General features: G+C 54.2%; 20 protein-coding genes. 13 read left to right on the top strand and 7 right to left on the bottom strand.

Annotated elements, in window-relative coordinates; genetic code table 11:
• Positions 1 to 66: 66 nt before the first annotated feature.
• On the top strand, positions 67 to 2,265 hold the full coding sequence (uvrD, locus tag ACT3RU_RS00700) for a DNA helicase II (protein WP_192526821.1): 2,199 nt from the start codon (positions 67 to 69) through the stop codon (positions 2,263 to 2,265).
• 128 nt (positions 2,266 to 2,393) lie between these two features.
• Positions 2,394 to 3,482, top strand: a complete 1,089-nt coding sequence (locus ACT3RU_RS00695; protein WP_172116804.1) for a TRAP transporter substrate-binding protein — start codon at positions 2,394 to 2,396, stop codon at positions 3,480 to 3,482.
• 84 nt (positions 3,483 to 3,566) lie between these two features.
• On the opposite strand, the gene ACT3RU_RS00690 is transcribed toward ACT3RU_RS00695, so the two are convergent.
• Entirely contained in the window at positions 3,567 to 3,980 is a 414-nt protein-coding gene (locus ACT3RU_RS00690; protein WP_087110319.1) for an acyl-CoA thioesterase, read from the bottom strand.
• 83 nt (positions 3,981 to 4,063) lie between these two features.
• Here ACT3RU_RS00690 and ACT3RU_RS00685 point away from each other — a divergent pair, with 83 nt between their 5' ends.
• From ACT3RU_RS00685 to cysZ, 6 genes are all read left to right on the top strand, one after another.
• Entirely contained in the window at positions 4,064 to 5,014 is a 951-nt protein-coding gene (locus ACT3RU_RS00685; protein ID WP_412767871.1) for a PstS family phosphate ABC transporter substrate-binding protein, read from the top strand.
• Between the two features lie 98 nt (positions 5,015 to 5,112).
• Complete coding sequence (locus ACT3RU_RS00680; protein WP_193054063.1) at positions 5,113 to 6,228, top strand: ABC transporter permease subunit; 1,116 nt, start codon at positions 5,113 to 5,115, stop codon at positions 6,226 to 6,228.
• Positions 6,228 to 7,637, top strand: coding sequence for a phosphate ABC transporter permease PstA (gene pstA, locus ACT3RU_RS00675; RefSeq protein WP_193054064.1), 1,410 nt, complete (start codon positions 6,228 to 6,230; stop codon positions 7,635 to 7,637). Before ACT3RU_RS00680 ends, pstA begins: the two co-directional genes overlap by 1 nt.
• Complete coding sequence (gene pstB / locus ACT3RU_RS00670) at positions 7,631 to 8,446, top strand: phosphate ABC transporter ATP-binding protein PstB (protein WP_192526819.1); 816 nt, start codon at positions 7,631 to 7,633, stop codon at positions 8,444 to 8,446. The genes pstA and pstB overlap by 7 nt, the downstream gene beginning before the upstream one ends.
• Before the next feature lie 44 nt (positions 8,447 to 8,490).
• On the top strand, positions 8,491 to 9,216 hold the full coding sequence (gene phoU, locus ACT3RU_RS00665) for a phosphate signaling complex protein PhoU (protein ID WP_192526818.1): 726 nt from the start codon (positions 8,491 to 8,493) through the stop codon (positions 9,214 to 9,216).
• 76 nt (positions 9,217 to 9,292) lie between these two features.
• On the top strand, positions 9,293 to 10,033 hold the full coding sequence (gene cysZ, locus ACT3RU_RS00660) for a sulfate transporter CysZ (protein ID WP_172116799.1): 741 nt from the start codon (positions 9,293 to 9,295) through the stop codon (positions 10,031 to 10,033).
• Between the two features lie 82 nt (positions 10,034 to 10,115).
• Here cysZ and ACT3RU_RS00655 read toward each other — a convergent pair whose 3' ends face one another.
• The 6 genes from ACT3RU_RS00655 to ACT3RU_RS00630 form a co-directional block, all read right to left on the bottom strand.
• The gene (locus ACT3RU_RS00655; protein WP_192526817.1) at positions 10,116 to 10,448 is read right to left on the bottom strand and encodes a hypothetical protein; all 333 of its coding nucleotides are present in this window, start codon (positions 10,446 to 10,448) and stop codon (positions 10,116 to 10,118) included.
• A gap of 667 nt (positions 10,449 to 11,115) precedes the next feature.
• The gene (locus ACT3RU_RS00650) at positions 11,116 to 11,496 is read right to left on the bottom strand and encodes a hypothetical protein (RefSeq protein WP_192526816.1); all 381 of its coding nucleotides are present in this window, start codon (positions 11,494 to 11,496) and stop codon (positions 11,116 to 11,118) included.
• 305 nt (positions 11,497 to 11,801) lie between these two features.
• Positions 11,802 to 13,097, bottom strand: a complete 1,296-nt coding sequence (gene phoR / locus ACT3RU_RS00645; RefSeq protein WP_192526815.1) for a phosphate regulon sensor histidine kinase PhoR — start codon at positions 13,095 to 13,097, stop codon at positions 11,802 to 11,804.
• Between the two features lie 2 nt (positions 13,098 to 13,099).
• Positions 13,100 to 13,789: a phosphate regulon transcriptional regulator PhoB gene (phoB, locus tag ACT3RU_RS00640; protein WP_087110299.1), complete on the bottom strand. Its 690-nt coding sequence runs from the start codon at positions 13,787 to 13,789 to the stop codon at positions 13,100 to 13,102.
• 129 nt (positions 13,790 to 13,918) lie between these two features.
• Positions 13,919 to 14,815, bottom strand: coding sequence for a 4-hydroxybenzoate octaprenyltransferase (ubiA, locus tag ACT3RU_RS00635; RefSeq protein WP_192526814.1), 897 nt, complete (start codon positions 14,813 to 14,815; stop codon positions 13,919 to 13,921).
• A 35-nt stretch (positions 14,816 to 14,850) separates the two neighbouring features.
• A complete protein-coding gene (locus tag ACT3RU_RS00630) occupies positions 14,851 to 15,414 on the bottom strand; it encodes a chorismate--pyruvate lyase family protein (protein ID WP_192526813.1) in 564 nt (187 codons plus the stop codon).
• Between the two features lie 85 nt (positions 15,415 to 15,499).
• On the opposite strand from ACT3RU_RS00630, the gene ACT3RU_RS00625 reads away from it, so the two are divergent.
• The 5 genes from ACT3RU_RS00625 (at position 15,500) to yccS (ending at position 20,929) form a co-directional block, all read left to right on the top strand.
• On the top strand, positions 15,500 to 16,693 hold the full coding sequence (locus ACT3RU_RS00625; RefSeq protein WP_192526812.1) for an NAD(P)/FAD-dependent oxidoreductase: 1,194 nt from the start codon (positions 15,500 to 15,502) through the stop codon (positions 16,691 to 16,693).
• 105 nt (positions 16,694 to 16,798) lie between these two features.
• On the top strand, positions 16,799 to 17,071 hold the full coding sequence (locus ACT3RU_RS00620; RefSeq protein ID WP_018918476.1) for an HU family DNA-binding protein: 273 nt from the start codon (positions 16,799 to 16,801) through the stop codon (positions 17,069 to 17,071).
• The gene (locus ACT3RU_RS00615) at positions 17,071 to 17,427 is read left to right on the top strand and encodes a hypothetical protein (protein WP_087110291.1); all 357 of its coding nucleotides are present in this window, start codon (positions 17,071 to 17,073) and stop codon (positions 17,425 to 17,427) included. Before ACT3RU_RS00620 ends, ACT3RU_RS00615 begins: the two co-directional genes overlap by 1 nt.
• A gap of 171 nt (positions 17,428 to 17,598) precedes the next feature.
• Positions 17,599 to 18,603, top strand: a complete 1,005-nt coding sequence (locus ACT3RU_RS00610) for an MDR family NADP-dependent oxidoreductase (protein ID WP_192526811.1) — start codon at positions 17,599 to 17,601, stop codon at positions 18,601 to 18,603.
• Between the two features lie 109 nt (positions 18,604 to 18,712).
• Positions 18,713 to 20,929, top strand: a complete 2,217-nt coding sequence (gene yccS / locus ACT3RU_RS00605; RefSeq protein ID WP_192526810.1) for a YccS family putative transporter — start codon at positions 18,713 to 18,715, stop codon at positions 20,927 to 20,929.
• The last annotated feature ends 13 nt before the right edge of the window (positions 20,930 to 20,942 follow it).

Genomic DNA, 20,942 nt, shown 5'->3' with positions numbered 1-20,942 from the left:
GTATGCACAGCCAGTTCACCTGCTGTGCTAAACTACCCGCCCCTTTTCGATCCGGCAGCGGCTTTTATGGACGACGTCACGGCGATACTCGATCAGCTCAACACAGCCCAGCGTGAGGCAGTCAGCGCTCCTCAGGGTAATCTTCTCGTGCTGGCCGGTGCAGGCTCCGGTAAAACCCGGGTACTGGTTCACCGGATTGCCTGGCTGATGCAGGCAGAGGGCCTGTCGCCCTATGCACTACTGGCAGTTACCTTTACCAACAAGGCTGCCCGCGAGATGCGCACGCGTCTTGAAGCCCTGCAAGGAATCTCCTTACGCCACGTTTGGGTAGGCACGTTCCACTCTATTGCTCACCGCTTGCTTCGAACCCACTGGCAGGACGCCCGGCTACCGCAAAACTTCCAGATCATTGACTCCGATGACCAGCTCCGGCTGGTGAAGCGGCTGCTCAAGGATTACGCCATTGACGATGAGCGCTTTCCGCCGCGTCAGGTCCAGAGGTTCATCTCAAGCTGCAAGGAAGAGGGCTTGCGCCCGCACCAGGTGAACGTGGACGGTGATGCCTACATGGCGCAAATGGTAGAGCTTTACGAGCGCTATCAATTGACCTGTGAACGCGGCGGGCTGGTGGATTTCGGAGAACTACTGCTTAGAAGCCTTGAGCTTCTGCGGGATAACCCGGCGCTTTTAAATCATTATCGTGAGCGCTTTGGGCACATATTGGTGGATGAGTTTCAGGACACTAACACCTTGCAGTATGCCTGGCTAAAGCTGCTGAGCGGCATGCAAACCCCCATGACCGCAGTGGGCGATGACGACCAATCCATTTATGGCTGGCGCGGCGCCAAGGTCGAGAATATTCGCCGGTTTGAGGAGGAATTCCCACAAACGCAGACGGTGCGCCTTGAGCAGAACTACCGTTCAACCAGTGCCATTCTGGATGCTGCCAATGCGCTGATCAGTCACAACAGTGACCGGCTGGGCAAGAACCTGTGGACCGATGGTATCGAGGGCGAGCCTATTTCCGTCTATGCCGGGTTTAACGACCTGGAAGAGGCGCGCTATATCGTCGACACTATCAAAGAGAAGGTCGCTGAAGGCTTTAACCGCCGTGATATTGCGATTCTCTACCGCTCCAATGCCCAGTCGCGGCTGTTGGAAGAGACGCTGATTCGTCAAGGCATGCCTTATCGCATTTACGGCGGCCACCGCTTCTACGAGCGCCTGGAAATCAAGAACGCCCTCGCCTATTTACGTTTACTGCTTAACCGCGATGACGACGCCTCGCTTGAGCGTGTGATCAACGTGCCAACCCGCGGCATTGGCACACGTACCGTGGAAATTCTGCGCCTGCGCGCGCGCGAACAGAGTATTTCACTTTGGCAGGCGCTGCATGATGCCCTTCAGGACGGTACGTTAAAGGGCCGTGCGGCCAATGCGGTACAGACGTTTGCCAACCTGATTGAGCAGTTGGATAACGACGCGGCAGGCTTAACCCTTTACGAAATTATCGACCACGTCACCGAGCACACGGGCCTGATTGAGCACCATAAGAGTGAGCGCGGAGAGAAAGGCCAGGCGCGGGTCGAAAACCTCGAAGAACTGGTCACTGCTGCCCGAGCCTTTACCCAAGGCGATGCGTTTGAAACGCCCGAGGCGGGCGAAGGCATGGCCGCTCTGGAGGCATTTCTTTCCGAGGCGGCGCTTAACGCGGGCGACCATGAAGCTGAAGAGTTTGAAGATAGCGTACAGTTAATGACGCTTCACTCTGCCAAAGGCCTCGAGTTTCCGGTGGTATTTATTGCCGGTGTGGAAGAGGGGCTGTTCCCGCATAAAATGTCGCTCGAAGAGCCGGGGCGTTTGGAAGAAGAGCGCAGGCTCTGCTACGTGGGCGTTACCCGCGCCATGCAGAAACTCTACCTGACCCACGCAGAAACTCGCCGCTTACACGGCAAAGAGGTGTTTCCGCGCCCCTCGCGCTTTCTGCGTGAATTACCGCCGCACCTGCTTGAAGAGGTTCGCCTGCGCGGCCATATCTCACGCCCGGTGACCGCCGCCCGCACCAGCTTTGCGCAGCAGCGTGTTGAAAGCGATGGTGATTTACCTGCCCTGCATGTGGGCCAACGTGTTGGCCACGCCGTCTTCGGTGAAGGCATTATTCTTAATGCCGAAGGCGAAGGCGCACGCGCCAGAGTACAAGTGAGCTTTGAAGGCGAGGGCGTTAAGTGGCTAGTGCTGGGGTTTGCCAAGCTAATCCCGCTGTAACGCCTATGTTAAGGGGAAGTGTCTTAACAGGTTGCCCAATAAAACCGGGTTAGCGCATACTGGCGAGCGGACACGTACGCTCACGCGTAACGCAATAATAATCGTATTTATTCGGAGTTATAGCCGCCATGCAACGCCGCCAATTCTTAAAAACCGCTGGCTTAGGTGCTGCCGGTGTCGCTGCCGCCCCCTTTGTAGCGACCGCGCATGCAGATGAAACGTATACCTGGGACATGGTGACCTCTTGGCCGAAGAACTTCCCGGCGCTAGGCACTGGCGCCAACGACTTCGCTCGCCGCGTTGAGCAGCTTTCCAACGGCCGTATGAAAATCCGCGTACACGGCGCAGGCGAGCTGGTACCTGCATTGGAAGTGTTTGATGCGGTATCGGCTGGAACGGCAGAGATGGGCCACTCCACGCCTTATTACTGGCGTGGCAAGCTCCCGGCTGCCCAGTTCTTTACCGCCGTGCCCTTTGGTATGTCAACGACAGAGATGAATGCGTGGCTGTATCACGGCGGTGGCCAAGAGCTGTGGGACGAGGTTTACGCCAAGCATAATCTTAAGCCGTTCGCAGTGGGCAACACTGGCCCTCAAATGGCGGGCTGGTTCAAGAAAGAGATCAACTCGCTGGACGACATGCAGGGACTTAAACTACGTTTGCCAGGACTTGCCGGTGAAGCCATGAACGGCATCGGTGTCAGCACCGTGAATATGCCAGGCTCTGAGATTTTCACCTCGATGCAAACGGGTGTTCTGGATGCCGCCGACTGGGTAGGCCCTTACAACGATATGGCGTTTGGTCTGCATCAAGTGGCCGACTACTACTACACCACGGTGTGGAACGAGCCGACCGCAACCGTCGAGACGATGATCAATCTGGATGCCTGGAATGCCTTGCCAGAAGATCTGCAGGACGTTATTCGCGAAGCAGCACGCGCATCCAACCTGGCCATGTACACGGAGTTCGCTTACCGCAACGCGCAGGCGCTAGAGACTCTGGTTGATGAGCATAACGTTCAGCTACGCGAATTCCCCGACGATGTTGTTCAGGCACTCTACGAATCCTCGCAAACCGTGATCCAAAACCAAGTGGAGGGCGATGAAGACTCACGGCGCATTTATGAGTCGTACGCTAACTTCCAGAACCTTATCCGCCCGTTTAGTGATATCGGCGAGTATGCCTACCTGAAAGGTCGTGATGCCGTTGGCGGTTAATCGCTACCCACGGTTGATAAAAAGGGCGCCCAGGCGCCCTTTTTTTGCAAACCATTGTGCAACCTGATGAAGGGTCAGCAGGCCTTAACCATGCACGGCACGGATACGACCATTATCGTCCAGAGCGACCATGACGAAACGCGCCTCAGTGACTTTTTGGCGCTCTTCAAGGCGCCGCCCATGAGGGATACGCACCCATACTTCGACATCGATCTTAAGAGAGCTGCGGCCAATTTCCTGTACATGAGTATAAACACTCACCATGGAACCCACGCGCACAGGGCTTAAGAAATCCATCGATTCGATGGCCACTGTCGCAGTACGCCCGCCGGCCTCACGACCGGCTGCCAGTTCTGCCGCCTGATCCATGTGATTAACCAGCCACCCGCCCGAAATATCGCCGTAAAGGTTGGTATCCTGTCGAGAAGCCAGTAATTTGAGTGTGAGCAGGCCTTGGGGGGCCGGAGCATCATCCAGGTCGGTTTCTAAAAGTGTCATAAGTCGGTCGCTTAATAGGGTTATTGTTGTGTGGTTGCTGCATAGCAACATAAGGCATTAGTTAATCATACGAGGGCATACGTTTGAAGCGCATTGGTTTGTCGTCAGGGAAAAAAAATCGCCTGCGTTTTACGCTTACCACGGTACTAATGCTATTCGCATCAGTTGCCTGGGGGCAACCACAACCGGTTAGCGGCACCCTGAGTGCGATTGGCTCCGACACCATGGCCGGACTCATATTGCGCTGGGGCGAGGCGCTAGCCGTGCGCTATCCAGAGATTAACGTGCAGTTTCAGGCTACTGGCTCAGCCAGCGTACCGCCAGCGCTTACGGCGGGCACTGCACGGCTTGGCCCCATGTCACGCCCCATGAATGACCAAGAGCGACAAGCGTTTATCGATCGCTACGGTTATCCACCGCTAGAGCTTAAGGTGGCCAGAGATGCGCTTATTCTGGTCGTTCATCGTCATAACCCCTTGCGGGCCATTACGCGCCAACAGGCCGATGCCATTTTCTCCACCGGCCAAGCGTGCGGCGCCGAAAAGCCGATAAGACGCTGGAGCGAATTGGCCGCCACACGCGAGTGGCCCTATGGAAATATCGCGCTGCATGGGCGTAACCTGGCATCGGGCACCTATGGGTTGTTTCAGGCCGAGGTGCTGTGTGATGGCCAGTTCCGCCCCGACATCAGCGAGCACCCGGGCTCTTCTGCCGTTGTCGCGGCCGTGGGTGAGTCGCCCAACGCCATGGGGTATGCCGGATATAAACACCTGACACCGATGGTACATGCGCTGCGCTTTGTTACCGAGGAGGGGGAAGAAATCGCACCCAGCGAGCAGGCTGTTCAGCGTAACGAGTACCCGCTATCACGCGATCTTTACCTCTACGTTAATTTACCGCCAGGTGAGTTACTACCCGCCGCCGAGCAGGCATTTTTAGCGTTTATTTTATCGGAAGAAGGCCAGCAAATTGCCCGTGCGGCGGGTTTTGTACCGCTGCCCGATGATGAACTCACAAATCAGCAACGCTGGTAGTTCACTATCATCCAATTGTCATAAAAGTGTCTTAGAGTAAGGAGAACTCACCATGCAACCCATCTTCGCGACGGCCATGCCTTCCCTATGATGTTGATATGATCCCACCTCGCGTTCCTGCTTCTTATCAGCCGCTACGCCAGTTTAAAAATCGTGTCGCCACCGGCCTTATTGCGGCGGGGGGCATCGCGGTGCTGCTCGCGATTCTGGCGATTGGCGTGTTTCTATTTTGGGAAACGCTGCCGCTGTTGGCATTGGATAAGACCTTTGCCTTCGATAAGCTCTCGCCACTGGTATGGGGAACGCTTAAAGCGGCCTTGGCGGCGACGCTCTTCGCGCTACCTATCGCCTTGGGCGCCGCCATGTACTCGGCGCTGTTCATGTCAGCACGCTTGCGCAGCCGGATTAAGCCGACTCTTGAGATGATGGAGGCAATGCCCGGCGTGGTAGTGGGATTTATTGCCGGTTTAGTACTTGCTCCATGGGTGGAGCGAAACCTGGCCAGTACGCTGGTGCTGCTGGTATGGCTACCAATCAGCGCGGGGCTTGCGGGCGTACTCTGGTACATGGCCTCGTCTCGCTGGCATCGGCGACTGCCGTTTTCCTGGGCCGGGCTATGGCTTGTACCCTGGCTTATCGGCATGGTGGCACTGGCGGTGTGGTTGACGCCCTTGCTGGAGCAACTCTTTCTGGGCGGCGATCTGCGCCGCTGGTTAGAACAACGCTGGGGCATGGACTACGTCACTCGCAATGCGCTGATTGTAGGTATCGCCATGGGGTTTGCGGTAATACCCAGCATTTACTCTCTTGCCGAAGATGCCCTTGCCGACGTCCCGCCCTCCCTGATGGAAGGCGCCCAAGCGCTCGGGGCCAGCCGCTGGCAGGCGCTATGGAAAGTCGCGCTACCAGCGGCGGGGCCGGGTATCTTTTCTGCGGTGATGATAGGTATGGGTCGTGCGGTAGGTGAAACCATGATTGTGTTAATGGCCAGTGGCAACACCGCTCTGCTGAGCGCCAGCCCCTTTGAAGGCATGCGATCAATGGCCGCCGCCATCGCGATTGAGCTCCCAGAAGCCTCCCCCGGCGGGTTTACTTATCATCACCTGATTCTAGCGGCGCTGGTACTGTTTCTATTTACGTTTTTAGTAAACACCCTGGCCGAAGCGGTGCGCTTACGTATGCGCCGCCGCTACCATAAAGTGGGGCATTACTAATGAGCCGCCTATTCGCCTCCGCTTCCAAGCATCGGCTCGATAAACTATGGCCGTGGCTATGCGCCGCTAGTGTTGCCTTGTCACTTTTAATGTTAAGCGCGTTACTTACACTATTGCTTGTTCGTGGGTTAGGCCATTTTTGGCCCGCCACGCTTGAAGAAATAACACTACGCTCGGGTAGCGTTGTTGCAGGGCAAGCTATCCGCGAAACGCCACTACCTCAGGAAGCCGGGGTTGAGCGCCTCTATTTTAAAGGTAACCGTGATGTAGACGGCGTCAGTTGGCACTGGGTAGATATCGACGATATTACCTCACGTACAACACCGCACGACCTAATCCGCCTGGAACGTGCTCCGTGGGGCAGTTTTATTGGTCGTCTGGCCGCAGTAGAAACCGCTCAACAATCGTTGCATGGCCGCGAAGCGTGGGACTATTTAAACAACGCGCTTACCCTACCGGCTAATCAGCGCCCGCCGGGGCAACTGCTACTGGTCACGGCACAGGGCGAGACGTTACGCCAATCTTTGGACAGCGTTAGCCAAGCACTGGCGCCTAACGCCATGTCCTGGTGGCAAAAAACGCACACCTGGGGCACTAACGTTTGGCAGTTTTTAAGCGAGGGACCACGCGCGGCCAATACCAGCGGTGGCGTATGGCCGGCTATTTTCGGTACTGTGCTGATGGTCATCTTAATGTCCGTAATCGTCACCCCCTTTGGCGTACTGGCCGCTATTTATCTTAATGAAATTGCCCATCAAAACCGACTAACCCGGTTAGTACGCATTGGCGTACGCAACTTGGCAGGCGTGCCTTCTATTGTGTACGGCGTATTCGGCCTTGGCGTATTCGTTTACGGCATTGGTGGCACGCTGGATAGCTGGTTCTTCAGCGATACACTGCCTTCGCCAACGTTCGGCACCGGCGGTCTTTTATGGGCCTCTTTAACGCTCGCGCTATTGACGCTTCCTGTCGTGATTGTGGCCACCGAGGAAGGGCTTGCTCGCATTCCCGACGCCCAGCGTGAGGGGGCAGTAGCGCTGGGGGCCACCCGTCTGGAAATGCTAACGCGTATTGTCCTGCCCATGGCTACTCCTGCCATGCTAACTGGCGTTATTCTCGCTATCGCCCGCGCCGCAGGCGAAGTCGCTCCGCTTATGCTGGTGGGAGTTGCCAAGTTAGCTCCGCAAATGCCGGTCGACGGTGAGTTTCCTTATGTGCATCTGGAACGCAAATTTATGCATCTTGGCTATCATCTATTTGATACTGCTTTTCATGGCGAGGATGTACAGGCCGCTATGCCTCTGGTTTACGCCACGGCGCTCCTTTTAGTGGTTATTATTTTGGTGCTTAACCTAACTGCCATATTTCTGCGTCATTATTTTAGGCGCCAACGAGGAAGCGAATGCTAGCGTCATTAGATATAGCCAATGCCCCACAGGCGCCGGTGACGCACTTTTCATCCGAGCACTGCGCCTTGAGTATCGACCAATTTAACCTCGCCTATGCGGGGAAATCGGCGTTGCGTAATTTAACGTTGAGTGTGCCACGCCACCGGGTAACGGCCTTTATTGGGCCTTCAGGCTGTGGCAAGTCAACACTGCTACGTGCCATTAACCGGTTACATGACCTTAACGAGAGCGTGGAGCACAGTGGGCATATTCAGCTTGAAGGGCAAGATATTTACGCCGCGCAGATGAACGTGACCGAGCTACGCCGCCGGGTAGGTATGGTGTTTCAAACGCCCAATCCGTTTCCCATGTCGATCTATGAAAACGTCGCTTTTGGCTTGCGTTTACAGCATCGCCTACCCAAGCGGCAACGCGATGACATTATCGAGTGGGCGCTGACCTCAGCAGCCCTATGGGATGAGGTAAAAGACCGCCTGCATCGTTCGGCGTGGCAGCTATCAGGTGGTCAGCAGCAGCGCTTGGTCATCGCTCGAACGCTAGCCGTTCAACCGGATGTGCTACTACTGGATGAGCCGGCATCAGCGCTTGATCCAATTTCAACGCTGAAGATTGAGGAGCTGATTCGTAACCTTAAATCACAGCTAACCCTTATCCTTGTCACCCACAATATGCAGCAAGCCGCACGGGTCTCCGATTATACGGCCTTTCTACACAACGGAGAGCTGGTTGAGTACGGCCCTACCGACCAGGTCTTCACTAATCCGCGTTTACAGCGCACCGAAAACTACATCACCGGCCGCATGACGTAGTCGTCAATCATCAGGCCTAACTCACCCAACATCAGGAGTGCTCAATGGATATTACGAGCGATACCCACAGCCAGCATATCTCGCGCCAGTTCAACCAGGAGCTGGAAGAGCTAAAAACCCACCTGATGGCCATGGGCGGCCTGGTGGAAAAACAGGTTCAGGATGCCGTATTCGCCCTACTGGAAAACGATACCCGCTTGGCTGAAAAAGTGCGCGATAACGACCAGCAAGTGAACGACCTTCAGCTGCAAATTGATGAAGAGTGCACCCGTGTATTGGCACGCCGCCAGCCTGCAGCATCAGACTTACGCCTGGTGCTTGCCGTTATTCGCGCCACTTCAGATCTTGAGCGTATCGGCGATGAAGCCAGCAAGATTGCGCGTAATGCAATCCTGATCAGCGAAAACAACAGCACGGTTCGTGGCTTAATTGAAGTTCGCCATATCAGTGAACATGTACGTAAAATGCTGCGCGATGCGCTGACAGCCTTTGCCCGTTTCGATACCGACTTGGCGATGAAGGTAGTGCGTGAAGATGAGTCGGTCGATGATGAGTACGGCAGTGCCATGCGCTCATTGATGACCTTCATGATGGAGGATTCGCGCTCAATTAGTTCAATACTCAGCATTATGTGGGTGCTGCGCGCGTTGGAACGCGTCGGCGACCATGCCGACAACCTGGCGGAGTACGTTGTGTATCTCGTGAAGGGGCTCGATATTCGACATAGCGACCTGGATACCGTCGACCAGAGGGTAACGAAAAAGCCTTGACCCATGAGGCATTTCCTCTTGCAATACGTCTGGGCGGACACCCGCCTGGACGTTTGTATTGATGAGGACTGCTTGAATGTTGGATGCAATAACAGCGCTTAGCCGAGGTACGCGGCTGGTCTATCAAAAAGGCCTGCGGCGTTATATTTTTCTTCCTATCCTCGTCAATATTATTGTTTATGCCGCCATGTTCAGCTTTGTGATTACGCGCTTTTCGGGCTGGATTGATCACTGGATGACATTAGTGCCTGCTTGGCTGGATTGGCTCTCCTGGCTGATCTGGCCGCTGTTTGTGGTTAGCCTTATTGTCATTGTATTTTTCACCTTTACCCTGATAACAAGCTTTATTGCGGCGCCGTTTTACGGCTTTTTAGCGGCTAAAGTGGAAATTCAAGAAACAGGCCGTATACCGCTGGATGATCGCGGGCTGACCAAAACGGCGCTTGATGCGCTAGGCCGAGAGCTGGTCAAACTCGCGTATATCGCCCCACGCGCCATTGCCCTCTTTATCATCAGCTGGATTCCAGGGCTCAACCTCTTTGCGCCGATTCTATGGGGGCTGTTCTCCGCATGGGTAATGGCCATTACCTATCTGGACTATCCTATGGATAATAATAAAGTCTCGTTCAAGGATATGCGTCAACGGCTTTCCAGGCGCTGGTGGCAAAGCCTCAGCTACGGCGGGCTCGTGACTCTGGTTACCTGGATACCGCTTGCCAATCTTTTTCTGATTCCGGGGGCCGTAGCGGGAGCCGTACTCATGTGGGACCAATATTATCGTACGGCAAATGAGCTTACGATCCAGCGGCCCTCATAACACCTGAAAAGCCATGCTTTTTTCTACGCTTTTAGACGCGAAACCCCGCTTTAACGGGTTTTTTAATGCTTTCAGTAGTGGTTTACCAGTCCAGGCTATCGCCTTCTTTGTGATTTAACTCGGTCGATTCGAACGAATGGGTGTTACGACGCTGGGTGCCATCCTGATCCCGCTGCCGCTGGCTTGACGGTGCATAGTTGCCGTTCATATGATCACGCTGACTATGGTTAAGCTCACTGGGTGAGTAGTGAGGACTAGACGTGCTAGTGGATTGCGGCATGTCGATGACATCGCTGCCGACTGCACGATCTTTAGTACGCTCAATAGAGCTTTGGGCAAAAGCTAGCGGGCTTGCAATCAAACCGATAGAAATACCTAAAACACCTGCCGTTTTTAAAACTGCTTTAAATGACATAACGCTCTCCTGATGTGGGGTGCCGCTCACCTGTCTTGGCTATTATCACACTAACGTAAATACCATTGCACTGAAGGGTGAGAAGCGATCAGTGTCTTTGACTGCAAGATTATGGTCCAAGTGCCCAAACGTCCCAAATTCGTGAAATGCTGAATGATTAAAAATATTTTTAAACACGACCACACAAATAAAGCTATCCAAGTAAATAACAAGCTAACATTTTTTTAGTGTTGGCACAGCACCATGGTGAACAAGCTAAAAAGCTCGTTATCAACCTTTGCGTTTAAAAAGCATGAAAGGGGTCATCACGCCGTGGGACAAGAGAATCGTGAAAAAAACTATTATGAGCGGGTGTAATGTTAAAAAAACGTAGATAGGGGGGGTTCAGTTTTAAAACCAGCCAAACACGACTGCTCATCAAAGGCTACATAACAAGATTAGGCCCTGCCATGGCAGGGCCCTAACCTCGCATCTATGGACAATAACTAGCGCTAGCTTCCACTCCTTTTGCGGGACTCCAACCTTGGAATTTACCCTGACTAACGCTCTGATTGTCGCTTGATTCAATCCATGAATCGGTGAGCATCCATGCGATGGGACATCCTTATCCCGTGCTCGTTCCTAAACTGTAGTACAAATTTTTAGCGCTGAGTGTTTAAACCGCTGGTCACTGATCTTGACCAGTGGTCACAGAGCTATTTTGCTCAGGCAGGTCGCTCGGCTCAAATGACGTATCGCCGCCACCTGTTACGCCCGTTGGACCACCATCCATCGACTCATTATGAGTTTCATGTTGAGAAGAACCTGCACCGGGGCGAGTAGTATCGCCTGCGCTTTCACCGTTCATATCTGAGAGCTCGTCTGCATCATAGGTAGATGCATCACCACCTGCTCCTGTACCAGATGATTGCGGCTGCACGGGTTCTTCATCAGCAGTAATATCATGGCTCGGATCTACTGGCTCTTGGGCAAAAGCGAAGGGGCTTGCCAGTAAACCGAATGTTACACCTAAAATCCCAGCTTTCTTGAGTAGTTCCTTGGACATCATGTTCCTTCTCCTCGATCGCTGTTGATACCGCTTACCTTAAGGAAGTGCCTTCCTGGCGTACCATTTCCTGCGGTAATCTTCCTTGCCCAGCTTAATGCAGATGTGATGCCAAAAAACAAAAATAAAAAAATATTTCTTATTAATAAACAACTTAAAACAAATACCGCGTGCCAATCATGCTCGCTGATCGTGTATAAGGGACCACCATAACTGACTAAAAATGACACATGAGCAGACTTGAACCATAGATGACTTGTCCATATGGCACGCTTGGATAAAGGTTATACAGAAGACCAGGAAGGAGGCTAGGAGGTAGCAGCCAGCCGAGTGGCGGGGAAAGTACAGCGAAATAGCGAACCTTCGCCAGGGTGCGATTCAACCTGAAGCTGAGCATCATGGCGCAGCAGGATATGCTTAACGATGGCAAGACCAAGCCCAGTACCGCCTGTCGCGGTACTCCGGCCTTTATCAACCCGATAAAAGCGCTCCGTTAGCCTGGGGAGGTGGACAGGATCGATGCCCTCTCCATCATCTTCTACTTCTATACATCCGCTTCCATCTTCCATGGGCGCCCAGCGCAGTATAATTTGGCTACCCTCTGGGGTATATCGCACCGCATTGAAAGCCAGGTTAGAAATGGCGCTACGTATTTCCTGCTCGCTCCCTATGAGCTGGGCGTCACTTTCAATAGCAACACGGACAACATGCTTACGGTGCGATAGCGCCAATGCATCCTGGCAGACGCTATTAAGCAATTGCTCAACCGACAGCGCCTGATGGTCTTGCCCGCCTTGATCAATTTCCAAGCGTGACAAAAGCAGCAGGTCGTTAACCAGATTTTGCATGCGCTGCGTCTGGTCCTGCATTTGCTCGATCCCCCTGCCCAAGCGAGGCGGAAGCTGCTCAGCCAAGTCACCATAGGTTTCGAGGTAGCCAGAAAGAACAGTAAGCGGCGTACGCAGCTCATGGGAGACGTTGGCCACGAAGTCTCTGCGCATCTGCTCAAGGCGGTGCAAACGAGTGATATCCCGCGCCATCACCAGGCGCTCATCGTCGCCATACAAGGTAATTTGGTATTGCAGAATGCTGCGCTCATCAATGGGTGAGGTCAGCGTAAGCGGTTCGCTGTAATCGCGGGCGTTGAAGTAGCTGATAAAGCGTGGGTCACGCAACAAATTGGTAATGTGCTGGCCACGATCGTGCGCGGTTTGTAGGCCCAGCATATCCGTCGCTGCACTGTTCCACCACTCCAAATCACCGTGGCGGTCGAGCATTACCACGCTGTCGCGCATGGCCTCTGAGGATTCCTGGATACGCGCAAGCGTAGACCGCAATCGACCTTGTGTAATGCGCTGGCTTTTTTGGTAGCGGTAAAGACGATCAAGCAAATCCCCCCACATGCCACCCGCAGCCGGGGGCTCGTTATGAGGATTAAGGGTTAACCATTGAAAGAGGACGCGCAGTTGGCGTAAATGGTAAAAAAGGCAAACGGCCAACCCGGTTGCCAAACCAAGGCCCGCTGAACCTAATAGCCACCCCAGGCAAACACCTATGGTCGCTAACCAGGCAATACGCCAAAGCTCACGGCTCCATAGGCGCACAGTTACACCCGGGCTGAGAAACGATAACCGGTACCCCGTACCGTCTGAATCAGGTTTTGGTGCACATCGCCTAACGCCTTACGCAAGCGCCGAATATGTACATCCACTGTGCGTTCTTCAACATACACATTGCCGCCCCATACCTGGTCCAGCAGTTGGCTGCGTGTATAGGCTCGCTCCTGGTGGGTCATAAAGAACTGCAGCAGGCGATATTCAGTGGGCCCCATTTCCAGCGCCTTGCCATGCGCACTAACACGGTGGCTGACGGGGTCGAGTAGAAGGCCGTTAATTTCGATGGGGTCTTCTACGCCACGTGGGGTGGTGCGTCGCAATACGGCTTTCAAGCGCGCGACCAACTCACGGGGCGAGAAGGGTTTGGTGATATAGTCGTCCGCGCCCGCCTCAAGGCCTTGAATCTTATTGTCTTCCTCACCCTTGGCGGTGAGCATAATAATCGGCATTTCGGCGGTTGCTTCTTCACGCTTAAGGCGTCGCGCCAACTCAATACCACTGGTGCCTGGCATCATCCAATCCAGAAGCAGTAAGTCAGGCTGATGGTCAACGACTAACGCGTGGGCATCCTGGGCGTTATCCGCTTCAAGCACGCGATAGTCAGCCATTTCCAGCGCCACTGCGATCATTTCGCGAATAGGTGCTTCATCATCGACAATCAAAACGGTCTTGGCGGTCATTCCAGGGCCTCACGGTGCTCAATGAAAGGTAATTCAATGACATCTCAGTGACAATAACACCATGACTTGATGACACTTATATGACAATAGCCAATAACAAGAACGAATGACAGGCCTAATCACGCTTTGCTAGAGCGGCCCGGCCACTGGCCACCAACTTAGCGCAATGCCGGCAAAAACCAGCAGCCCTGACCAGTAGTTATTCAAAAAAGCCTGAAAACACGGGTCGCGTTCACGATGCCGAATCAGGCGCTGTTGATGAATAAAGGTGGCCGCCATACCGGCAAGGCCCAGCCAGAAAAAACCACCCAGCCCCACACGAACACCCACAAAGGCTAACAGCACCAACGTCGCCAGTTGCAGTAATCCAATCATCAAGCGGTCTGCACTGCCAAACAGCACCGCCGTTGATTTAATACCAATTTTTAGGTCATCGTCACGGTCGACCATGGCGTATTGGGTATCGTAAGCAACCGTCCACAGTACGTTCGCAAAAAACAGCAACCAGGCTTCCACAGGTACATATCCCAGCACCGCCCCAAACGCCATGGGGATTGCCCACGAAAAAGCCGCCCCCAGCACCACCTGAGGAAGATGGGTGTAACGCTTCATAAAGGGGTAGATAAACGCCAGGACCACGCCACCAATCGACAGCAGCACCGTAAACCAGTTGGTCAGCAGCACTAACACAAACGCAACAGTGACCAGCCCAATAAACAGCAGTTTGGCTTCGGTTTCACTGATTCGCCCCGTCGCCAGTGGACGATGTTTCGTGCGCTTAACGTGGCCATCAACATGGCGGTCAGCGTAATCATTCACAACGCAGCCAGCAGCGCGCATAACATAAACACCTGCCACAAAAATAAGCAGCACGTTGCGACCAGGCACCCCGTTTGTAGCCACCCAAAGCGCCCATAAGGTAGGCCACATCAATAGCCAGGTACCAATGGGGCGGTCCAGGCGCATTAAGTGTAAAAAATCAGCGACTCGCGCCCATCCGACTGGCCGCAACAAAGAACGATCCATGCCTACCTCACGTAAAGAAGAGATGCCGAGCAAGCCTACCGCGAAGACAAACGAAGGTCATCTGCCATGGTGGATAAAAAGTACTCTTGTACAAGTAGCGATAACCCACCATGTTGAAACACTGAGCGCCGCCCCCAACGACTTTTCACGCCAGCAACCTGAGGGAAGGCAAAGCGTGGCGCACCGCTCGTAGCTTCAAGAGGGCCGCGTACTAAATCTGGCTGGCGAAACAGCCAACTGCCCAGCGAGCGCTCACCAAGTTGCTCCAATCGCTGGCCTTTTAGCTGTGTTAAGGGGGCAACCGAACGTGCGACCACCCAAGGGTTATCACCCACGCACAGGGCGACCTCCCTTAACCAGGCATAGCGACGAAGCTCAATCCCCAACGCCTGCGCTTCATCATGCAGAGGCACGCCGGCGCCTTGGCGCAGCAGGCGAACACGGAATGGTTGCCCTGCGCCTGCCGCTTGTAAGCGAGCCGTTAGCGAATCCGTAGACGCAACCCACTTCCACCAGGCAGCGCTCATGGCGGGGCGTAACGCAGCCACGGGCTGCCAAACAGGAAAGGCATACGCTTGCCGAAAAGAGAACGTCACCACCAGATACTCCTGGGCAAAAAACAGAGAAGCTAGTGTAACATGGTGGTCTTAAAAGCTTTTACGACACCGATTATTTGGGGATGGCATGCCTGCATCACATCCGGTTAGCAACCCGACTGGCCACGCTGAGTTGATCATCATTGGTACCGGCATGGCAGGCATTGGGCTTGCCCGTGCGCTACGTCGCCAAGGCGATAAGCGCTCGATTATTTTGGTGAGCGCAGACAGCGGCGAGGACTACAGCAAGCCGCTGTTATCTACCGGCTTTGCAAAACGCCTCTCGCCCAATCAGTTGGCCAGGCATTCAGCCACGGCACTGGCCGATGAATTGGATGCCCATGTGCTTACCCATACGTCAGTAGAGCACGTGACAACAGACACGCACACTGTACAGCTTAGCGACGGACAAACACTTGCCTACGATACACTGGTGCTGGCGATCGGTGCTGAATCCCGGGTGCCTTTTGACATTCCAGAAAGCGTTGCTCGCTACTGCTTTACCATTAACGATCTCGACGACTATCGTCTGCTTCATCACGCGCTGAGTGAGCGCCCCACGCGCATTGCCGTTATCGGCGCAGGATTAGTCGGCTGTGAATTTGCCAACGACCTGCATGCAGGTGGCCATCAAGTCACCCTGATTGCTCCAGAGGCCACGCCGTTACCCAAGCTATTACCAGAACCGCTGGGGTTTGCGCTGAGTGATGCCTTTCAGGAAGCCGGCATAAAGCTTGCGCTTCACCGCACGATTAAAGAGTTAGCCCCGAATAATGACAGCACTGTTCGTCTAACGCTTAGCAACGATGACATCGTCAACGCCGATGTTATTTTACTGGCAACCGGCCTTACGCCAAGAACCGCGCTGGCAAAGGCCGCTGGGCTTGCCGTTTCACCACAAGGTATTCAGGTAGACCGATATTTGCGCACTTCGCACCCGCATATTTATGCCTTGGGCGATGTTGCTTGCATAGAAGGCATCAATGCCATGTACGTCCAGCCATTACAAGCCAGTGCCAAAGCACTCTCGGCAACGCTTACCGGCTCACCAACGCAGGTCAGCTTTGGCGCCTGGCCCATCATTGTGAAAACGCCGCTATTGCCCGTAGTGGCCTATCCGCCTTCGGCGATACTCGAACACTGGCGAATTGAGGGCGAAGGGGGTGATATGACGGCGCTTGCCGAAGATAAAGACGGGAATTTAGTCGGTTTTGCGTTGACAGGCGGCTGCGTGAGACGGAAAGTGGAGCTTTCCCGGGCAGCTCCCGCACTGCTGGGCTGATTTTTATCGCGCTCACGTCTAGGCTGGATAAGCTAGCCCAGTCTAGTGAGCACTTTTAACAACACCGCTATGCTTTACGCTTAACGTTAATGAGGGGAACTTCCTATGCGCAAACCTGAACTCGCCGCTGCCATCGCTGAGAGTGCCGACTTATCCAAGGACAAAGCAGGCCAGGTCCTGAATGTTATTCTGGATGAAATCACCAACAGCGTTGCGAAAGGCGAAGATGTGGCATTGATTGGTTTTGGTACCTTTACCGTACGTGAGCGTGCAGCGCGTACCGGCAAAAACCCGCAAACGGGTGCGCCTTTACAAATTCCGGCTAGCAAAAATGTTGCCTTTAAGCCGGGTAAAGCGCTTAAGGACGCCGTTTCCTAATGAAACTCAAGCTGACGCTGTGGCTATTGAGCCTAATGCTCAAACGTGCCCTGCGCCGCAAGCCGCGCTTTCGTGAGCAGCTTGAAAGGATGCGTCACTTGGACTGGGGCATTGCTACAGAAGACTTGAGCATTGCTCGCTACTACCGGATGGCCCCCAAAGGGATCTCTTCTGGTAAAGGCCTGCCAGTCGATTTGGATCTTGAATTGCGCTTTCGCGATCAGGAAGCCGCATTACGTATCCTTAGAAAGCCAACGCAGCAAGCTTTCCTCGATGGAATGCTCAACGGCGAGGTACGCCTTGTCGGTGACTCCACCGATATGAACAAGCTGCAAAAACTGCTGAAGTATTTATAACGCTTCTTCCAGCGGTTCTACCCGCCACCCATAGGTGGCGGGTTCCTACTCGTTTCACCTGCCTTTCTCCCGCCATAATGTTTGCACAGCGCTTTTTAAACACATTTTAAACAGGTCTTTTGCGTTTATTCCCGCTAACGTTAGCGCTATTAATGCCATGAACGGACCGCTATGACCGTATCCAGGAAAAAAACGACAGGCTTAACGATTGCCCACTTGCCTGAGGGAGAGTTGCGTTGCGAGCACATCGAAAAGACAGTGATTAGCCTGCCAGACATAACGCGATTACTGCTAAAACCTCTCGCGATCAGCGTTGACCCCTACATGCGCACGCGGATGCAGCCCAGCGGGTATGACTATATTGAGCGCTGGAAGGCTGGCAGCACCCTATCAGGCTGGACCATGGCCGAGGTAGTTATCAGCAGTGAGCCGGGGTTTAAGCAGGGCGACCTCGTCGTGGGCCACCTCCCCATGCAGGAGCTCATTGCCGCTGACGGACAGCACCTAATACGCGTACCGGCGGGCAGTGACCCCGAAGCCTACTTGCATCCACTAGGAATGACGGGGTTTACTGCCTGGGTAGGTATGCAGTTACTGGGGCAGCCCACCGCTGAAGATACCGTACTGGTAAGTGCCGCTGCCGGTGCGGTTGGCTCTATTGCCGCACAGCTTGCACAGCGCCAAGGGGCAAACGTGATCGTGACGGCCGGGCGTACCGACAAGCGTGACTGGCTGCACCGTTTGGGATTCAAGACCGTACTTAATCACCGCAGTCCTGATTACGCCAGGCAACTCAATAACGCGGCGCCTTTCGGTATTACGCTCAATTTTGAAAATATCGGGGGCAGCGCTTTTACTGCTGCGATTGACGCAATGAGACCGAATGGACGCCTCGTGCTTTGCGGGTTAGTAAGCCAATATCAAACTCGCAACCCGCGTAAAAGCCCGGATAATTTTGCGCAGCTGAGGCAAAAAAAGGTCGCAATCCATCCCTTTGTCGTGCCCGATTATCTAACGCATTGGAACGACTTTCAGCGCTTTATGGCGCCTTTGGTTGGTCAAAAAAATATCACATGGCGGCTCGATAAAGTAAGCGGTGGACTCGACAGCGTGGCTCCAGCGCTCATTGGGTTGCTCAATGGCGATAATATAGGCAAGCGTGTGGTCGAATGGTAGGAGCTTATCTGCTCCAAAAACGCATAACGTGATAACCCCGAAGCCATAGCAACGAACCAGCCCAAGAGCTTATACTAAAGTCTAACAGCAACTGACAATAAGAGCGTCTATGCCTATTTCACTGCCGCTTCGGCGTCTTTGGACACTTGATAAGTTTGCCTATAGCCTGCGCGTTTTTATCGCATTCAGCGCAGCCCTGCTATTTAGCCTTTATTTTGGCGACATCGCCCTGGTAATACCGCTGTTTCTGGGCATTATCGCCTGCGCGCTCTCCGAAACCGATGACAGCTGGCAAGGCCGATTACAGGCACTGCTGGTAACCCTGGTATGTTTTACCTCAGCCTCATTTATCGTGCAGTGGCTGTTTCCTTGGCCATGGCTGTTTGCGCTGGGGCTGGGAGTATCCACGTTCACCCTCATCATGTTGGGCGCTATCGGCCAGCGATACGCCACGATTGCCTCAGGCACGCTGATTTTATCGATCTACTCAATGATCAATATTGAGCAGCACGGCGGTGTGGATGCCGATGTGGCCTCACGCCAGTTGCTGCTGCTGGCGGGTGCGGCCTGGTACGGGGTTATTTCCGTTGTCTGGTGTATTCTTTTTTCTCGTCAACCCGTCAAGCAGAGCATGGCGCGCGTGTACAAGGCGCTGGGCGAATTTCTGATTCTCAAATCAGCGCTGTTTGAACCCGTACGCGGGGTCGATGTAGAAGCCCGTCGCGTGGCGCTGGCACGCCAGAACGGGAAAGTGGTGGATGCCCTCAACCAGGCAAAAGAGATGATTTTTCGTCGTCTGGAAGGCCAACGTGGAAGCCAAAAGCTTAACCGTTACCTGCAGATATACTTTATTGCTCAGGATATTCATGAACGGGCAAGCTCGACCCATTACCCCTACAGCGCCCTCACCGAAGCATTTTTTCATCACGACGTGCTGTTTCGCTGCCAGCGGCTTTTGGATCAGCAGGGCCGTGCCTGTCGTCAGTTAGCCAAATCGTTACTGCTTAAGCGCCCTTTTGACCATGAGCAGAGTGAACAAGCCTTGGCCGACCTTAGGGCCTCTATCGATAATTTGAGCGAACGCGGCAAACCCGAATGGCGCAAACTGATGCGCCCGCTTAATGCGCTGGCGGACAACCTCGCGACGCTCGAAGCACAGATCGCCAGTGCTCATAATCCGGATACCACCAGCGACCGCGGAGATAGCGCGCTCTATGATCGTTCGCCCTCCAGCCTGCTGGAAGCGTGGAAGCGAGTACAGCTCAACTTTACGCTTGGCTCCCCCACCTTTCGCCACGCGGTACGCCTGACAACCGCGCTCATCGCGGGCTACGGCCTGCTTCAGTGGCTGGACCCCGAACAAGGCTTCTGGATTTTGCTGACTACCCTGTTTGTATGTCGGCCTAACTTCGCCACGACGCGACGCTTTCTTTCCCAACGCATTTTGGGCACGGTACTTGGCCTTACGGCAGGCTGGGTGTCGATCAGCCTGTTTCCCCAGCCAAGCGTGCAGAGCGTGATTGCGGTGGTCGCTGGCGTCACCTTTTTTGCCAACCGGGAAAAACGCTATGTCGTGGCGACAGCCTCCATCACTTTGCTGGTGCTGTGCAGCTTTAACCAGGTAGGCGACGGCTTCGACCTTATCTGGCCGCGCCTGTTTGACACCTTAATTGGCTCGCTGATTGCAGGGCTAGCGGTGTTTTTTATTCTGCCCGATTGGCAGGGCCGCCGGCTGTATCGGGAAGCGGCGAAGACAATTACCAACCACCGCCGCTATCTGGATGAAATCATTCATCAGTATGAAGAGGGCAAGCAGGACGACCTTGCGTACCGCTTGGCACGGCGCAATGCCCACAATGCCGATGCCGCGCTTTCTACCCTGCTCACCAATATGCTTCACGAGCCGGGCCACTACCGCAAACAGGATGCCGATAATGGCCTACGCTTTTTGGTGCTCTCCAATACGCTGCTTAGTCACCTCTCGGCCCTGGGCGCCCACCGGCACCGCTTGCTGGAAGGCGAGGATGACGCCGCCTTGATGCCATCCGCTAAACGGATCAGCGAACTTCTTGACCAGCTTGCCGAGCAGTTGGACAAGCGTCAGCTGGTTGCACCGCTCAATGAGCCCGTCAGCGAGCTACTCACACAGTTGGATGAGTCCGGCGCGGCGAACCCGGACGAACAGGCCATGGTGATGTATCGCCCTATTCAAAGCCAGCTACGCCTCATCACCGAACAGCTAGCACCTTTGGGCGAGGCGGCTAATCGCTTGACCCGCACATCAACCTCCATCGAGGAAGCTACCCGTCCTAACGCTAGCGTTTAAACGCATCGTGACT

This window comes from Halomonas sp. TP35 (assembly GCF_052375975.1).
GTDB lineage: Bacteria > Pseudomonadota > Gammaproteobacteria > Pseudomonadales > Halomonadaceae > Vreelandella > Vreelandella citrativorans.
This window is presented reverse-complemented; position numbering and strand designations above follow the sequence as displayed.

Coding starts and splice junctions, on each gene's coding strand:
- ACT3RU_RS00680 (WP_193054063.1), top strand. CDS start 5,113: ATGATCCCACCTCGCGTTCCTGCTTCTTATCAGCCGCTACGCCAGTTT.
- uvrD (WP_192526821.1), top strand. CDS start 67: ATGGACGACGTCACGGCGATACTCGATCAGCTCAACACAGCCCAGCGT.
- ACT3RU_RS00610 (WP_192526811.1), top strand. CDS start 17,599: ATGACCGTATCCAGGAAAAAAACGACAGGCTTAACGATTGCCCACTTG.
- ACT3RU_RS00690 (WP_087110319.1), bottom strand. CDS start 3,980: ATGACACTTTTAGAAACCGACCTGGATGATGCTCCGGCCCCCCAAGGC.
- ACT3RU_RS00620 (WP_018918476.1), top strand. CDS start 16,799: ATGCGCAAACCTGAACTCGCCGCTGCCATCGCTGAGAGTGCCGACTTA.
- pstB (WP_192526819.1), top strand. CDS start 7,631: ATGCTAGCGTCATTAGATATAGCCAATGCCCCACAGGCGCCGGTGACG.
- pstA (WP_193054064.1), top strand. CDS start 6,228: ATGAGCCGCCTATTCGCCTCCGCTTCCAAGCATCGGCTCGATAAACTA.
- ACT3RU_RS00655 (WP_192526817.1), bottom strand. CDS start 10,448: ATGTCATTTAAAGCAGTTTTAAAAACGGCAGGTGTTTTAGGTATTTCT.
- phoU (WP_192526818.1), top strand. CDS start 8,491: ATGGATATTACGAGCGATACCCACAGCCAGCATATCTCGCGCCAGTTC.
- cysZ (WP_172116799.1), top strand. CDS start 9,293: ATGTTGGATGCAATAACAGCGCTTAGCCGAGGTACGCGGCTGGTCTAT.
- phoB (WP_087110299.1), bottom strand. CDS start 13,789: ATGACCGCCAAGACCGTTTTGATTGTCGATGATGAAGCACCTATTCGC.
- ACT3RU_RS00615 (WP_087110291.1), top strand. CDS start 17,071: ATGAAACTCAAGCTGACGCTGTGGCTATTGAGCCTAATGCTCAAACGT.
- ACT3RU_RS00650 (WP_192526816.1), bottom strand. CDS start 11,496: ATGATGTCCAAGGAACTACTCAAGAAAGCTGGGATTTTAGGTGTAACA.
- ACT3RU_RS00695 (WP_172116804.1), top strand. CDS start 2,394: ATGCAACGCCGCCAATTCTTAAAAACCGCTGGCTTAGGTGCTGCCGGT.
- ACT3RU_RS00625 (WP_192526812.1), top strand. CDS start 15,500: ATGCCTGCATCACATCCGGTTAGCAACCCGACTGGCCACGCTGAGTTG.
- ubiA (WP_192526814.1), bottom strand. CDS start 14,815: ATGGATCGTTCTTTGTTGCGGCCAGTCGGATGGGCGCGAGTCGCTGAT.
- yccS (WP_192526810.1), top strand. CDS start 18,713: ATGCCTATTTCACTGCCGCTTCGGCGTCTTTGGACACTTGATAAGTTT.